Annotated in this window: 13 protein-coding genes; 5 read left to right on the forward strand and 8 right to left on the reverse strand. The window is 39.0% G+C overall.

All coding sequences use genetic code 11. From position 1 onward, the window contains the following. Nucleotides 1-2 precede the first annotated feature (2 nt). A complete protein-coding gene (locus M1F14_RS16520) occupies nt 3-1,319 on the reverse strand; it encodes a CitMHS family transporter (protein ID WP_042844188.1) in 1,317 nt (438 codons plus the stop codon). 594 nt (nt 1,320-1,913) lie between these two features. Here M1F14_RS16520 and M1F14_RS16525 point away from each other — a divergent pair. Continuing rightward, the gene (locus tag M1F14_RS16525; RefSeq protein WP_042844189.1) at nt 1,914-3,005 is read left to right on the forward strand and encodes an NADH:flavin oxidoreductase/NADH oxidase; all 1,092 of its coding nucleotides are present in this window, start codon (nt 1,914-1,916) and stop codon (nt 3,003-3,005) included. Nucleotides 3,006-3,065: 60 nt separating this feature from the next. Here M1F14_RS16525 and M1F14_RS16530 read toward each other — a convergent pair whose 3' ends face one another. Both M1F14_RS16530 and M1F14_RS16535 read right to left on the reverse strand, forming a co-directional pair. Further along, entirely contained in the window at nt 3,066-3,386 is a 321-nt protein-coding gene (locus M1F14_RS16530) for a hypothetical protein (RefSeq protein ID WP_042844190.1), read from the reverse strand. Between the two features lie 236 nt (nt 3,387-3,622). Then, nucleotides 3,623-4,495 carry a DMT family transporter gene (locus tag M1F14_RS16535; protein WP_048606911.1) on the reverse strand — a complete coding sequence of 291 codons (873 nt, stop codon included), beginning with the start codon at nt 4,493-4,495 and terminating at the stop codon, nt 3,623-3,625. A gap of 343 nt (nt 4,496-4,838) precedes the next feature. Here M1F14_RS16535 and M1F14_RS16540 point away from each other — a divergent pair, with 343 nt between their 5' ends. Beyond that, nucleotides 4,839-5,051, forward strand: a complete 213-nt coding sequence (locus tag M1F14_RS16540; RefSeq protein ID WP_042844192.1) for a hypothetical protein — start codon at nt 4,839-4,841, stop codon at nt 5,049-5,051. Between the two features lie 70 nt (nt 5,052-5,121). Here M1F14_RS16540 and M1F14_RS16545 read toward each other — a convergent pair whose 3' ends face one another. Next, the gene (locus M1F14_RS16545) at nt 5,122-6,594 is read right to left on the reverse strand and encodes an anion permease (RefSeq protein WP_042844193.1); all 1,473 of its coding nucleotides are present in this window, start codon (nt 6,592-6,594) and stop codon (nt 5,122-5,124) included. A 687-nt stretch (nt 6,595-7,281) separates the two neighbouring features. On the opposite strand from M1F14_RS16545, the gene cutA reads away from it, so the two are divergent. Beyond that, nucleotides 7,282-7,632 (forward strand): divalent-cation tolerance protein CutA, encoded by a 351-nt coding sequence (gene cutA, locus M1F14_RS16550; RefSeq protein ID WP_042844194.1) that lies wholly within the window; start codon nt 7,282-7,284, stop codon nt 7,630-7,632. A 355-nt stretch (nt 7,633-7,987) separates the two neighbouring features. Further along, nucleotides 7,988-8,329 carry a carboxymuconolactone decarboxylase family protein gene (locus M1F14_RS16555; protein ID WP_042844196.1) on the forward strand — a complete coding sequence of 114 codons (342 nt, stop codon included), beginning with the start codon at nt 7,988-7,990 and terminating at the stop codon, nt 8,327-8,329. A 57-nt stretch (nt 8,330-8,386) separates the two neighbouring features. On the opposite strand, the gene M1F14_RS16560 is transcribed toward M1F14_RS16555, so the two are convergent. From M1F14_RS16560 to betI, 4 genes are all read right to left on the reverse strand, one after another. Further along, nucleotides 8,387-10,648, reverse strand: a complete 2,262-nt coding sequence (locus M1F14_RS16560) for a TonB-dependent receptor domain-containing protein (RefSeq protein ID WP_071547946.1) — start codon at nt 10,646-10,648, stop codon at nt 8,387-8,389. 384 nt (nt 10,649-11,032) lie between these two features. Continuing rightward, nucleotides 11,033-12,712 (reverse strand): choline dehydrogenase, encoded by a 1,680-nt coding sequence (gene betA, locus M1F14_RS16565; RefSeq protein WP_042844198.1) that lies wholly within the window; start codon nt 12,710-12,712, stop codon nt 11,033-11,035. A 39-nt stretch (nt 12,713-12,751) separates the two neighbouring features. Then, nucleotides 12,752-14,230: a betaine-aldehyde dehydrogenase gene (betB, locus tag M1F14_RS16570; protein ID WP_048606903.1), complete on the reverse strand. Its 1,479-nt coding sequence runs from the start codon at nt 14,228-14,230 to the stop codon at nt 12,752-12,754. A 22-nt stretch (nt 14,231-14,252) separates the two neighbouring features. Continuing rightward, on the reverse strand, nt 14,253-14,855 hold the full coding sequence (betI, locus tag M1F14_RS16575) for a transcriptional regulator BetI (RefSeq protein WP_042844367.1): 603 nt from the start codon (nt 14,853-14,855) through the stop codon (nt 14,253-14,255). A gap of 209 nt (nt 14,856-15,064) precedes the next feature. Between betI and M1F14_RS16580 the strand changes: the two genes are divergently transcribed. Next, nucleotides 15,065-17,107 (forward strand): choline transporter, encoded by a 2,043-nt coding sequence (locus M1F14_RS16580; RefSeq protein ID WP_042844202.1) that lies wholly within the window; start codon nt 15,065-15,067, stop codon nt 17,105-17,107. Nucleotides 17,108-17,129 lie beyond the last annotated feature (22 nt).

Here is a 17,129-nt window from a genome sequence, read left to right on the forward strand (position 1 = left end):
AATTAGTAGAGACCGAGTACCGCACCAGCGCCAAGTAAAAATAGACTAAATAGCCAAATCCACCCAAATGAATAACGCAGGTGACGCCCCATATCAATCCCCGCTAGCCCCATGGCTAACCAAGCTGCCGGTGAAAATGGGCTAACAAAAGTCCCTGCATTATTACCAATAGCCATAGAGTAAACAACAGCAGATGGGTCTACCCCTACAGTGGCTGCAATTTGTTGAATTATCGGTAATAAAGCAAAATAATAAGCATCTGTACTGGTGAATATATCCATCGGCACACCCAAAATACCAACAAAGATATGCACTTTTGATACCCATTCCATTGGTAAAATAGCAGTTAAATCTTTTGCTATCGACTCAAGCATTCCCCCTTCAGATAAAATCCCCAAAAATGCTCCAGCTGCAAGTATAATCGCGACCATACCTAGTGCTTGTGGCGCATGAGCAGATAAGACCTTCATTTGGTCTCTAGGGTTAGGGAAGTTCACCATCAGTGCGATTGATAGTGCTATCATAAATACATATGGAGCTGATAATAAACCAAATGCCAGACACACCACCGATGCAACAATTAAACCACCATTAATTAATGGCTTTTTAGGCTTTTGGATAGTTTCATTGATTTCGCCAATTTCTTCACTCGCAGGTAATAACGAATCCATCTCATACGGCGTCGTCCCTTTCAACCGTGCGGAAGCTATGCGGCGTTTCTCGCGCAAACCCATAATAATAGCGAATACCACAGCGCCACCCATACCAATTAATTGAACAGGTATAAGTTGCTGCCATAAAGTTGATGCATCAATTCCAGTGACTGCAGAGGCGCGCCCTAAAGGCCCTCCCCAAGGCACCATATTCATCACCCCCATGCTTGCACACATCAGTAATAACATTAAATATGGGCTCATACCTAGCTGTCGATATAAAGGTAATAATGCAGGGATAATAATTAAAAATGTTGCTGCTCCTGAGCCATCTAAATGGACAATACCCGCGATTAGGGTAGTCATAATACAAACAACAACAATATTTCCACGAGTCATTTTGACCATTATCCGAATTAATGGGTCAAAAATATGGAGATCTTTCATCAAGCTAAAAAACAAGATGGCAAATAAAAACATTGCAGCGACTTTCGAGACTTTATTAATCCCACTCTCGAAGAAAACTGAAATTTCCGCTACAGAATATCCTGCAAATAATGCACCAATAAATGGTATACAGGACATTGCGATAATAGGGCTCACTTTTCCCATCATGAGCAATGTCACGATAGATACAATGATTAAAATACCAATAATTGTTAACACATCGACTTCCTTCTTAGAATTATATTTTTCAGGTGAAATAAGCTTTAATTAACTAGCCTAATTATTTAATGCTATTTTACGACTATGCAAATTGCGTAATTAAATTGTCTATTTGATTCAATATCAGTATGTTGCTTATATAAACCATTAGAAACAAGTGCAAGGCTATTTTTATATTTTTGCTGCGATAACAACTTGTTCACACTAATTAAAATCACTATTTAAAATAAAAAACCAGTGTATTTTTCTATTACAACCATTAAAACCATAAGGTGAAATTAAAACCATTATATATTGGTGATTATTTATTTAATTTATAAGTGACAGAATTATAAATACCAAGATAATATATTTACTCTACTATTTTATTTTTTATGCTATTTTTTTAAGTATTTCAGCTATTTTTTAGCCACCAACACAGGGATTTATACTTTTTTTTATGTTTTTCAAAGATCCAAAAAACTACTTGCTTTTTAGTTTCAACTTTATGTAAAGGTAAGGTTGATTTGCAATATCACACCATCTCACAAAAAGACCAAAATAAACTAGGTATAATATAAGAATAACTAAAGTTATCTAAAAAGGAATGTTCCTATGAGTCATCTTTTTTCATCCGCATCAATAGGCCAAGTTTCACTAGAAAATAGAATTATCGTTCCACCTATGTGTCAATATTCAGCAGACAATGGGATGCCAACGCCGTGGCACAAGGCGCATTATATGAACCTCGCTTTGTCTGGTGCTTCATTAGTCATTATGGAAGCTAGTGCAGTTACGCCCGAAGGACGTATTACACACAAGGATTTAGGGCTGTGGAATGATGAACAAATGGCCGCCATGCAGCAAATGCTGGTAGATATTAGGCAATATTCGAATGCACGTTTAGGAGTGCAAATAGCCCATGCAGGTAGAAAAGCCTCTACTGATTTACCTTGGTTTGGTGGAAAAAGCCTTCAAGCAACTGACCCTCATGGGTGGCAAACCGTTGCACCATCCGCGCTTGCTTTTGGTGATAACTACCTACCACGTGAGTTAACTATTGAACAAATTATTGAAATCAAAAAACAATTTATTGATGCAGCAAAACGAGCAGAACAAGCTGGATTTGACGTCATTGAAATTCACGCAGCTCATGGGTATTTATTGCATGAATTCCTATCCCCAGTTTCAAATCAACGCCAAGATGAATATGGGGGGAGCTTCGAGAACCGAAGTCGCTTATTAGTGAATATTTTTCATGAAATTAGAGAAACAATTAGCCCAAATATTGCAGTTGGCGTACGAATTTCCGCAACTGACTGGCTTGAACACGGATGGAGCGTTCCCGAATCTATCGAGCTTACTGAAATATTAGAAGATTTAGGCTGTGACTATATCCATGTCTCCTCAGGTGGCCTATCTGCGGAACAACAAATTCCTTTAAGCCCTAATTACCAAGTTCCATTGGCTCAAGCAATTAATGAACATACTATGATGCCTGTTATTGCTGTTGGCCTTATTACAGAGCCATTACAAGCAGAGGCTATTCTGGCGACTCATCAAGCGGATTTTGTCGCTATTGGGCGGGGGATTTTATTTGAGCCACGCTGGCCATGGAGAGCTGCTTGTGAATTAAATCAGCAAGTTAATGTTGCACCACAATATTTACGTTGTGCACCACATCAGTTTAAAAATTTATTTAAATAGAAAGAAAAAACCCGCAGCACTTATACGATGAATAGCCATCAAACTGCGGGTTTAAAGCGACTAACGTGCGTTTTGCGAACACTGCTGAACAAATTCGATCATGGATTTTTGGAATTCAGGTTCTGCATCACCTGACTTAGCCAATTCACCATCAATACGTTTAAATTCAGCTAAGCCATATTTCTCAATTGTTTTGTCATAGGCACATCCGCATATCGCTGAAACAGCATTTGCTGTTTCGCCCTGTGGATTCCCTGACCCTGCAACACAAGTATTCACAAAGTTAGTTTTATATTCAGCAATTTCTGCCTTTTCATCAGAACATGCAGATAACACAGCTACTGCCCCAACCATACCCAATATTAATGCTAATTTTTTCATCTTATGCCCATTTTCTCATTAAGCGCTTGACCCAAGAAGACAACAATAAACAAATTATCGTCTTAGTACTTCGCTATTTTGGATAGATAATTTATATTTACAACACCATTAATCTTAATATACAAAATAAGAACTTCTAATTTAGATAAATATTCCTATCTATGATTGTTACTATTAATCATAGACGTTTTCCTATAAAAGATCTGCAATCATTAAGTTATTTTTATAATTTAATTTCACTTAGGTAGCGAATTTGAACAACGCCAACGATAATAAAATAAAGCACATAAAATCAATATACAACCCACGATTTGAATCAAAGGCATCCGTTCGTGATACCAAATAGCCGCAACAAATACTGTCATAACAGGCTCTAGGATCATAATAATTGCAGCGTTTGCAGCTGTTGTATTTTTCTGGCCAATAAGCTGTAAAATAAATCGTAAACTCGTCGCTATCACCACACTTGCTATAAACCACATCATCGTCGGTGCAGTAATACTGGCAGGCCACTCTTCCAAAAAGATGGATAGCACCAAGCCTACAGTACCTGTGCAAGCTAATTGTATTGTCGTTAAAGGTAAAAGCGGCACGGTTCTGGTATATAAGCTGGTATAACAAAAATAAATAGCTTGGACGATAGCAGCACAAAGAAACCATAGTTGGCTCGCCTTAAATTCAAGTTGTGCCTTAAATAAAGTTAAGCACGCCAAACCCACTACAGCAACAGGAAGGGCTTGCCAAAAATAACGCACTGGCTTATTTTTTAAAATGACCCACGCAACTAAAGGAACAAATAGCATGGCTAGGCTCATAATGAATGCCCCTTCCCCTATCGAATCCGTTGTTGCCACTGCGTAGATCCATAACACCATATTCAATGCCATCCAACCACCTGTCATTAATATTTTTGGCAGTTGTTGAAGAGTTACTTTATTTTTCTTTCCGCGACAAAATGGCAGTAAAATTATAGCGGCTAATAAGAAGCGGCTGCCGAGAAAGGCGAATATAGGCATTCCCTGTACAGCTTCGCGAGAAAAAACCCACCCCCAAGCTGCAATTATCGTGGTCAGCACTAAGAAAAATTCTGCCTTTCTTTGCGAATACATGTGTTCCTCTAAATAAATTCACCCTCAAGCACTTACATCATACTGGCTTTTGTAGGCAAACCAATCATATTTATTCGCTTTGTTAATTCATTTTCCAAATAAAAAAATACTTATCCAAAAAGCATAAATATGACCTTAGATGAGTAACCATTTCCTCTTAATGAAGCTAATTTAGCGCTTAAACTTCCTTTTCCCTTATTTATTTAACTGAAACCGAGTTTTATCGTAAAAAAGGAGGAAGTTTGTATAAAACCCCATCAATTTTTCTGACTTTACATATCTGAAATAATCACAGCAGACAAAATAAGCCACATATCATTACCTTAATAAAAGGCAAGTAATCATGATGATGCAAAAAAATGCCGACACTACCACCGATATAGTTAATAACGTTAAAAATGCCATTAATACTCGCAAATATGCACATGCTGATGAAATAAGCTTATTATGGCAACATGCAATGAAATCCCCCTATATGATCAGTTGGGGGCATGTGATGTTAATTGCGCTAATCGTCGCGGCTATCATTACTGTGATTAGCACATTATTTTTTTAAGTTAAAAACACCAATAAAAAATCGGGCTGTTCGCCCGATTTTTTATTCTAACTAGATAAATTTTTCACTATTACCAGTAACCTAAGAATTTCCACCAAATGCTACCGATAAAGAACCAAACGGCTAAATTTACAACACTCATGACAAAACCCGTTTTCCACCATTCGCCTAACGTCGCATAACCCGAACCAAAAATAATCGGCGCTGTCCCTGTACCATAATGCGTTAATGACATCATTAGTGAAGATGAGAAAGCTAACGTTAAAGCTAATAACATTGGCGGAGCACCAAGCGCTAAACCTGCGGAGAAAAATGCCGCATACATTGCTGTAATGTGCGCTGTGGTACTTGCAAAGAAGTAATGTGAATAAACATAAATTAAAACAAGGATTAGCATCCCCCACACCCAGCTTATTCCCATACTGTCAATCGTGCTACCAACAGTCACTGACATCCATTTAATTAAGCCTAGTTTGCCTAAGAAGGTCGCCATCATAACCAAAGCAGAGAACCATACTACCGTATCCCAAGCCCCTTTATTTTTCAGCACATCATCCCAATTAATAACCCCTGTTGCTAATAAAATACTCAAACCAATAAAAGCAGCAGTGGTAGCATTAACACTATAGGCTGGACCAAAAACCATGGCGGGCACACCAGCCCACATCAATAATAGCAGCCCGAAAACAGCAAGGGTTATTTTTTCGGGTAATGAAACCGCACCCAACTGTTTCAAACGCTCTTTAGCAAAATTCGGGGCATCAGGTGTTGAGGTAATTTCTGGTTTATACATAAAATAGATCACCAAAGGCATTAAGATTAATGACACAATGGCAGGTACAAATGCAGCTATTGCCCACATACCCCAAGTCAATTCATTACTTTGACTAGTTTCACTAATGATCAAACTTACTATCAATGGGTTTGGTGCAGTGGCAGTAATAAACATCGCAGAGGTAATGGGGTTAATATTGTAATTAACCAGCGATAAATAACGCCCTATTTTACTTGAGGTCCCATCTTCAGCTTTTGACCCAAAGCTATCCGAAATAGAACGCATAATGGGGTGAATAATCCCCCCGCCCCGAGCGGTATTACTTGGCGTTACTGGTGCAAGAATGGTTTCTGCAATTGCTAATGAATAAGCTATACCGAGTGTTTTTTTACCGAATAGGGAAATCACATAATAACCTATCCGAGCCCCAAGACCTGTCTTATTTAGGCTCATGGAAACCATAATAGAAATACCAATCAACCAAATTAAGTCATTGGAAAAACCACTTAATGCGTCAGCAATAGCGCCTTTGGTTGATTCTGGATTAGTGACTCCGGTTACAGCAACTAAAGAAATAGCCACAATAGAAACACCACCAATAGGTAATGCTTTACCTATAATGGCGGCAATTGTGCCAACAAATAATGCTAAAAGGTGCCAAGCATTTGGATTAACCCCTTCAGGTACAGGGATCAAGAACCAAATTATTAGCGTAATGGCAACTGCGATTAAGGTCGGTACAGGCTTTAAAGGTGTTAACTTATTCATAAGGTTATCCATGTACGTATAAAGATGGAAATACAGATTAATTTCAGTTATATATTCTGATTTTTATCATTATGTTAACAATACAGCTCAAAAACTTTGATCATTATCAGTGAGTAGCTTGGTTTTATTAAAAATAGCCAGACTATTTTGTAACAATAAGTAATATATAATTATAAGGTTATATTGACTCATTTTTTAAAAAAATAGAGGGCCACACTCTTATTTTAAAGAGTGAACCTATACAGCGAATTAATAATTCTCACATTTGATGATGTCAATACAGTTAACTATTCATTGTAATCAGTAAATTATTTCGATATTACCTAATATACTAAAATTTCAATTTTATTTATGTTTTTTCCTCTATTTTTGCAGGCTGAATCGAATTAATAAAATAAAAATAGTAAATAGTGTTATTTTTTTTGAGTGGATAAAAATACCACACCACGCACAATTGATTAAAAAAAAACCAAAATGAACAGTAATAATACTTATACAGCTTAAAAACAAACCAGATAACCGAATTAAACCAATATGACTCTCTTTATTAAAAGTATTGTTACCTAACCTAATAATTCCAATTAGAAATAACTATAAATATTATGCCTTGTTTCCATACACAGTGTGAATATTTAATCTAACATTAATAGTAGTTTCATTTCTAAATATGACTGATAAGGAAATTAAATGTCTACCATGAACACTTATACCACTAGTAATCATCAACCTTGCATTGTGCTATGTACAACGAATAGCCATGAAAGTGCAATTAAAATTGCACAACATATTTTAGCGAATCGCCTTGCAGCCTGTGTTTCACTATTACCAGAAGTGGTATCTATATATCTTTGGCAAGGTAACATTACACAAGATAAAGAAATTTTGCTTTTGATTAAGACAACACACGATAATCAGCTCAGTTTATTTAATGCAATAAAAGAAATTCACCCATACGAAACACCAGAACTTATTCGTCTTGACCCAAGCCAAGTCGAAGATAATTATTTACAATGGTTAATTAATTCCGTTAAAAAATAGCTATCTACATGAATTAATAAACATTATTTTACAACTCAGCGGCTTATTTATTTTTTTACAAAATTATTTTACTGGTCGGGTATGGTTTATACATAATTAGTGGTATACCAATAGGCTCGCTTTATATTTATTTTCCCTCCTTAATGTTTGGAGGGTTTTTTTTACCTAAAATTCCAGAACACTTTTCTATACGCCTTAAACTCACCACCAAACCTAAAAATCCAACATAAGCTAAATTTAACATATTTTAATTCATTGTTTATATTTCACGCAAATACCGGTTGATCATTTACATGATTACATTACATTATATTAAATCATATAATATAAATAACATAAATATAGTGAGGAAAAAATGTCAGACTTCAAACAAATAACAACTCATATCAGCCAAAATTTGCCTGAACTCGCTAAGCATATTCCTGATGTGATGAAAAATTTTTCTAACCTAGTTAGTTCAGGTAGCCAAGATGGTGCATTAGATAAAAAAACAAAGGAATTGATTGCTATCGGTATTGCTGTGGCAAATCGTTGTGATGGCTGTATTGGTTTTCACACCAAAATACTGGTTGATTTAGGTGTTACCGAACAAGAGTTAGCAGAAGCACTCGGTGTGGCCATTTTTATGGGGGGTGGGCCTTCTGCAATGTACGCAGCAGAGACCATGAGTGCATACAAGCAATTTACAAGTAAATAAATATATTAATGTTGTCTCTGAACCTACTGGCTCAGAGACAACTAAATTGATTGCAATTTAAAAAGTCGCTTCTAACCCAAGCCTGAAGGTTCTTCCTGGAATCGGCATATAAATAACGGTTCCTGGGTCAAATGCATAACGATTCGTCAAGTTATCAATATTAAAATTCACATGGATATTTTTCTGAATAGAGTATTTACCTAACAAATCAAATGTTGTCGTGGAATACAGCTTGGTAACAGGTGCTGCAGCTGTTCCAGCTAGCCATTCTTGTGGGTAATCTTTCCCAGAGTTATAACGTACACGTAAACCTGTTTGTAATTTTTGATCAAACATTTTTACCCCAACAATTCCGGTGACAACTTTCTTGGGTGGAATACGTGAAGGTGATAACCCCCATGCAAAACCAACCGAATTACAAGCAGATGGTAAACTCCCTAGCGCCATTTCATCCCGAGAGCAAAGTTCTGCATTGTTATAAAAAGTGGCATCAACGGAACCAAATGCATAATTTGAATTGTATTTTAATTCAACCTCATAACCTGAAAGCTTAAACCTGTCATAGTTTTTGGTTATAACGTAAGGTGATGACCAATCCTCCAATTTAGGGTTCACACCTTGTGAAAGATAATCTTTGATATCATTATTAAAATACGCCACCCGCAACTCGGCAACATCTTCATCGGCAATCAAGTTATTTTTTTCAAGGTTCATGCCAACCTCAAACGACTTGGCATGCTCAGGTTTTAGTGGGGAGTTAGGGCTATAAGAGTAAGTCTGACCGGATGCCGTTGTTTCAAATAAACTAGGTTCTCTATAACTATCTGAATATTTAGTATAAATATCCAATTCATTCGTCATATGAAAACGCAATTCACCGAATAAATCATTCTTTGGCCCGTAATGAAGGCTTTTCCCTTGAACATGGTCATCAACATCAAACGAGTGGATGCGCCAACCCGCCAGCGCCGTGACCCAATCACCTTGGTACTCAACGTTAGTAAATGCGGATGTATTAATACCTTTCGCATTACGTGTTACCGGCGTCAGTTCGTCCCCCTCTAGTGTTCCATCGGGTGTCCATATCGGCTGATAAGTCTTACTAAGTGGCTTTGATTTCTGCTGCATATATTCCACACCATATGTAATCCCGATGGGATACGCGGCAAGCTCGGAAGTATTTTCTAAATTAAATCCAAGCCGCTCATCGGTATAACGGTGTTTATATTGATCACCATAATGAGCATTTACATTATCCGATGTACCATTACGTTGCTTAAACTTACCTTTCGTCCACCATACTCCTAAATTCATATCAACCCATAAAGAATCAGGTTTATATGAGTAGTTTAATGACGCGGTATCTATATTTGCGGTTCCTAACGACCACTGTGGCATTTTATTATCATACTGATACCAATAAGCAGCTAAAACTTCACCAGCTTGCTGTTCGTGGCGACGATAATTTAATTCAATACTAGAATATGGGTTAAGATAAATATTCGTCTTTAATAATGTTGACTGACTTTCATAACTCGTATTAACCACTTCTTGCCCGGGTTTTATCGGTGCATCTGTGGATGAATATTTATGATAACCATTTTTCCCTGCAAAAAAATTGCCTTGTTTTCTGTCACTATGCGCAATTAACACGTCAAACTTATCATTTCTATAGGCAATACCAGTGGTTATGGAACCATTATTAAAATGACTATTTTTAACCCCATTAGATAACCGATACTCTGACTCCCGCCCTTCCTCTGATGCTATAGAAGGCCGTCGGTTATTGTTATAAATATTTCCTTTAAATAAAAACCCGAATTGCTCTCCTTGGGGGATAATACTATTAGCAGATAACGTTTTTAATTTAACTGTTCCACCGATAGCACCGCCGGAGAATTTACTCATCGATGCTCCTTTTTCGATCTCTATGGTATCAACCAAATCCATATCAATATAGGTTCTATCGGTGCTACCTTGATAACCTCGCCATGTATTCGTCGATTGCAAACTACCATCGATAATAATAGGCACTCGGCCATTACCTTGTAGACCTCGAATACCAATATCTAAAGCACCTGCTTCATTTCTGGCATTATTTATTTGAAGAGAGGTCTCATTAGCAAATATATCCGAATTAGTTGTGCCTCTTACTACCGAAATATCTTTAGTCTCTATTCGCTTACTATTTGACTTTATTTTACTCGCAGTAACGAGAAGTTTATCTTTCTGCTGTGCTGTATTGGCTTCATCCGCTAAAACCGTCCCTGAAGAACATATAACAAGTAAGCTAATTATATTTTTATTTTGAAATATCATTTAAGTAATGCCTTCATTAATTAATGAATATTTAATACAAATGAAGAAATATCGTACGAGCAGCTTGAAAATATCCCCTGCTATACTTTAATTCGTCAATTAAAAGTGAGATGTAAGTGCAATTAGATAAATACAGCTAACACCAAAAACCTTATTTATTGAATGGTTAAGGGCGATTTTTTCCTCGTATTAATCAATTATCCTGAAATATACACCAATAATAACAATGATCAAGATCATAATGAATATCATTTGCATTCTCATTAATATAACTATTGTTTATTAATTCCTTTATGATTTCACCCCATAAAAAAAGCGGCTGATATAACTATCAACCGCTGTTGAATAACCAAAAACCGGGTTTAATAATATGCTAGTGCCTTATTACCCCCTTAAAGGCGTTTTTCTAACCGGCGTATTCCCCGCCACAAAATAATCCGCTTGGCTGACAGGTAGTGGTGCCCGATTACGTATTTTATCTGCTATTTTTTCAGCAATCATAATCGTCGTTGCATTCAAATTACCGGTAATAATTAATGGCATTATTGATGCATCAATCACCCTTAACCCTTCAATACCGTGTACCTGCCCTGCACCATTAACAACTGCCATTTCATCATTACCCATTTTACAAGTACCACAGGGGTGAAATGCGGTTTCAGCGCGCTCTCGGACAAAAGCATCCAGTTCTTCATCGGTATTCACCTGTTTACCGGGGCTTATTTCTGCACCACGATATGGGTCGAGCGCTGGCTGAGCCATAATTTCACGGGTAATACGGATAGCTGCACGAAACTCTTCCCAGTCCTGTTCCGATGACATGTAGTTGAATAAAATACTCGGGTGTTGCCTAGGGTCTAATGATTTTAAACGTACTCGCCCACGGCTAGGAGAACGCATTGAGCCGACATGAGCTTGGAAACCGTGCATATTAACTGCATTACTACCATTATAATTAATTGCAACTGGTAAGAAATGAAACTGAATATTCGGCCACGCAAACTTATCACTAGTACGAATAAAACCGCCCGCTTCAAACTGATTACTGGCACCAATTCCCGTCCCTTTGAACAGCCACTGAGCACCAATCATCGGTTGATTATACCACTTTAATGCTGGGTATAATGAAACTGGCTGTTTGCATTCATACTGCAAATACATCTCAAGATGATCTTGTAAGTTTTGCCCAACACCGGGCAAAACATGTACTTTAGGGATATTAAACTCCGCCAATACATCTTCAGGACCAACCCCTGAGCGTTGTAATATTTGTGGCGATGCAATCGCCCCTGCACATAATAACACCTCTTTACGCGCTTTTATCACCGTTGCAGTTGTACTGTTACCTGGGTAATACTTCACACCAACCGCTTTTTTTCCTTCGAACTCAATAGTATCAGTGGTTGCATGAGTCACAATCGTTAAATTTTTTCGCCCTTTCGCTTGGTCTAAATAACCACGCCCCGTACTTGCTCGACGTCCTTGAGGGGTCACTGTGCGATCCATAGGACCAAACCCCTCCTGTTGATAGCCATTTAAATCATCAGTTTGCGGGTAGCCTGCTTGAACCCCAGCCTCAACCATTGCATGAAATAGCACATTATTGCCATTTTTAGGCGTAGCTACACTTACGGGCCCATCACCACCATGGTAATCATTTGGACCAATATCCCGCGTCTCCGCTTTTCTAAAATACGGTAAGCAATCTAAATAGCGCCAATCTTCTAGACCGGGAGCTTCAGCCCAGCCATCAAAGTCCATCGCATTTCCACGGATATAACACATCCCATTAATCAGTGATGAGCCGCCAAGCCCTTTTCCTCGACCACACTCCATACGGCGGTTATTCATATGTGGCTCGGGGTCAGTCTCATAGGCCCAATTATAACGTCGACCTTGTAATGGATACGCTAATGCCGCTGGCATTTGTGTGCGAAAGTCGAACCGATAATCCGGTCCTCCTGCTTCAAGGAGCAGCACAGTAACTTCAGGATCTTCTGTCAGGCGGGTAGCAAGAACGTTACCGGCTGAACCAGCACCGATAATAATATAGTCATAGACCATTGTTATCTCCTCTGTTTCAGTCAAATTAAAATGATGTGATTAAAAAACCGATGAAAACTCCCCAAGTTCAACTTGAATAGATTTGATTTGTGTATAATTTTGCAGCGTTATCACGCCATTTTCACGACCAACACCTGAATGTTTATAGCCACCAACGGGCATCTGTGCAGGAGATTCGCCCCATGTATTAACCCAGCAAATACCTGCTTCTAATTGATTAATTACACTATGCGCTCGCGTTAAATCTTGAGTAATAACCCCCGCCGCCAACCCATACACACTGTTGTTGGCACGAGCAATGACTTCCTCTTCCGATTGATAACCTAAAATACTCATTACTGGACCAAAAATTTCTTCCTGAGTAATTTGCATTTCATCATCACAATCTGTAAATACCGTAGGAGCAACATAAGCGCCATCAGCAAAGTGACCATCCACTAAACGCTGCCCACCACATAACAAACGAGCCCCTTGCTGCTTCCCTAATTCGATATAACGCAGTACATTTTCCATATGCGCAAAACTGACTAATGGCCCAAAATTCGTGTCCTCTTCAACAGGAGAACCGATTTTAATCCGCGCAACACGCTCAACAATTTTATGTTCAAATTGTGATTTAAGAGAATTAGGCACAAATACCCGTGTACCGTTCGTACATACTTGGCCTGAGCTATAAAAATTAGCCATCATAGCGATATCAGCAGCTTTATCTAAATCTGCATCATCACAAATAATTAATGGTGACTTACCACCAAGCTCCATGGTGACTTCTTTCAATGATGAAGCAGATGCATTGGCCATGACTTTTTTACCCGTAGCTATCCCACCCGTAAATGAGATTTTAGCAATATCTGGGTGCTCTGTTAGCCATTGGCCGACTTCCCCGCCTGCTCCAGTGACCACATTGAACACCCCAGCTGGTAAACCTGCTTCGGTATATATTTCAGCCAGTTTTAAAGCCGTTAACGAAGTCACTTCACTCGGTTTGAACACCATCGCGTTTCCAGCTGCAAGCGCTGGCGCCGACTTCCATAAAGCGATTTGAATTGGGTAATTCCATGCACCAATACCAGCAACAACACCTAATGGCTCACGACGGGTATAAACCAATGCGCTATCACGTAACGGAATTTGTTGCCCTTCCAGCATCGGTGCTAGCCCAGCATAATATTCAAGGACATCAGCCCCTGTCACAATATCGACATAACGAGTTTCAGATAACGGTTTACCGGTATCCAAGGTTTCAAGATAAGCCAGCTCATCATTACGTTCGCGTAAAATATCAACAGCGCGGCGTAAAATTCGTGAACGCTCCATCGCTGTCATTGCCGCCCACACCTTTTGGCCTTGTTTGGCGCTTTCTACTGCCCATTGAATATCTTCGAGGCTAGCAGATTGTAACTTGGCAATGACCTCCCCATTTGCGGGGTTGATTGCCGAAAATTGACTGCATTCTGGTTGTGAGCTATCGACGTAACCACCATGAATATAAAGCTTATGGATTGGTGGATGTTGCATATTATCTCCTTTGAATTGATATTTAGGTTTTTGTTACCTCTGCCCGATGAAGTTGCATATCGATATATTCATTAGTGATTTTCAGTGCCTCTAGGACTGGGAATACTTCATTACTTAAAGCACTCCGTAACCATAAACCATCAATTAGCGCCGCAAGCCCTTTTGCAGCCATCCGCGCATCGGATTTGCTTAATACCCGCCCAAATTCATAACTTAAATTCGAATAAAGCCGCCTATCATTCACCTGTTGTAGTCGGTTTAAGTTAGGCTGGTGCATACTACTAGCCCAAAATGCTAACCACGTTTTCATCGCGGCTTCGCTAGTCTGTGTTGGGTCAAAGTTACCTTCAACAATCGCCTGTATTCGCAATTTTGGCTCTGCATCCGGTAGCATTCTTAAGCGCATCGCAACTGCAAGCCCAAGTTGGTATTGAATATGGCGCATAGCCGCTTCAAGTAACCCGTTTTTATCTCGAAAATAATGGCTGATAATACCTGTAGACACCCCAGCTTTACGGGCGATTAACACAAAGCTGGCTTCTTGCATTCCAACTTCGTTAATCACAGCCAAAGTGGCCTGAATTAACTGCTGTTTACGTATCGACTTAATTCCTACCTTCGGCATAGTATTTAAACCTAAAAAATACACTGTTCCCTTTTATTAAACGTTTTTTTAATTGAATGTTCAATCAATATTCTCTATTGTATTTTACAATTAATTCACAATACATGCAGGAGGGATATGGAGGAAAACCAAATTCACACTAATTAATCAATTAGTTAGAGTGAAAAGTAATTTTAACCTGTTAAATAAATAAAAATGTGGAACTGCCGATGACAACTCAACATAGTTCGAAAAATCAGCAGAAAGACAAATTAAATTCTGTGGTTTTTTTCACTTCCGCTGGTCTTATTCTAGCGTTTTCTTTTTTTACAATTCTGATGACCGAAACAGCAAATCAGTGGATCGTCGCCACCTTAGGTTGGGTATCAAAAACCTTTGGTTGGTATTACCTATTAGCGGCAACCTTGTACATTGTTTTTGTTATTTTTATTGCAACATCACGCTTTGGGAATATCAAACTCGGTCCTGAGCAATCCAAACCTGAATTTAGCGTTCTTAGCTGGTCTGCAATGCTATTCGCTGCGGGGATTGGTATTGATTTAATGTTTTTCTCTGTAGCTGAACCCGTCACTCAATATATGCTTCCGCCAACAGGCGATGGAGAAACCTTAGAAGCAGCCCGTCAGTCGATGGTGTGGACACTATTCCACTATGGCCTAACGGGCTGGTCTATGTATGCATTAATGGGTATAGCTTTAGGGTACTTCAGCTATCGTTATAATTTACCTCTGACCATTCGGTCTGCACTTTACCCTATTTTTGGTAAACGTATTGAGGGGCCTATCGGCCATACCGTTGATATTGCTGCAGTACTGGGGACTATCTTTGGTATCGCAACGACACTTGGTATTGGGGTAGTACAACTCAATTATGGGCTAAAAGTGTTGTTTGACTTACCGCAAGGCTTAACGGTACAAACTGGCTTGATCTTTCTATCCGTTGTCATGGCGGTGATTTCAGCGACCTCTGGGGTTAATAAGGGTATCCGTATACTCTCCGAGCTCAATGTGCTTCTAGCTTTAGGCTTGATTTTATTCATATTATTTGTCGGTGATACTGAGTTCTTGCTCAATGCGTTAGTGCTCAATGTAGGGGATTACGTCAACCGCTTTATGGGGATGACACTCAATAGCTTCGCATTTGACCGCCCAACTGATTGGATGAATAGCTGGACACTGTTCTTCTGGGCTTGGTGGGTGGCATGGTCGCCATTCGTTGGGTTATTCCTCGCCCGCATCTCTCGTGGCCGAACGATCCGTCAATTTGTGATTGGTACTTTAATTATTCCTTTTGTTTTCACTTTATTGTGGCTATCCATTTTCGGAAATAGTGCTTTATATGAAATCATTCATGGCAATAGTGAGTTAGCTCAAACTGTACTCGAAGCCCCTGAAAAAGGGTTTTATTCACTACTTGAGCTCTATCCTGGCTTTGGTTTAACCGCCTCAATCGCCACCATCACAGGGTTACTTTTTTATGTTACTTCTGCGGATTCCGGCTCATTAGTATTAGGGAATTTCACCTCGAAACTCAGTGATATCAATAATGATGCACCTAATTGGTTGCGTATATTTTGGTCCGTCGCGATTGGCTTACTAACTCTAGGAATGCTAATGACTGATGGAGTTGCTGCCTTACAAAATACCACGGTGATCATGGGGCTACCTTTTAGCTTCGTCATTTTCTTCATTATGGCAGGGTTATATAAGTCATTAAAAGTCGAAGATTTTAGGCGCGTTAGCTCATTAAACACCAATGCACCCGCACCACTGTATGGCAATGGTACCCTCAATTGGAAACAACGTTTAGGCCGTGTGATGAACTTCCCCGGTACGACTTATACGCAACGGATGCTTGATTTAGTTTGTATCCCTGCGATGCAAGAAGTGGCGAAAGAGTTATCTTTAAGGGGAGCAAAAGTGGAGTTTAATACGATGCCACCAATTGCAGATGAACGGTTAGAACATTTAGAGCTGACCGTTGACCTTGATGATGAACAAAGCTTTATCTATCAAGTCTGGCCGCAACGCTATTCTGTTCCTGGCTTTACTTATCGCGCCCGCTCGGGGAAATCCCATTATTACCGTTTAGAAACCTTCTTATGGGAGGGTTCCCAAGGGAATGATTTAATGGATTATACCAAAGAGCAGGTAATTAGCGATATTCTCGACCAATATGAAAAACATATGAATTTCATTCACTTAAGCCGTGAAGCTCCGGGAGCAACATTGACTTTCCCTGAATCAAGTTAACTTAAAATCAATAAGGGAGCCT

It is taken from the genome of Providencia sp. PROV003 (genome assembly GCF_045040775.1).
Lineage (GTDB): Bacteria > Pseudomonadota > Gammaproteobacteria > Enterobacterales > Enterobacteriaceae > Providencia > Providencia huashanensis.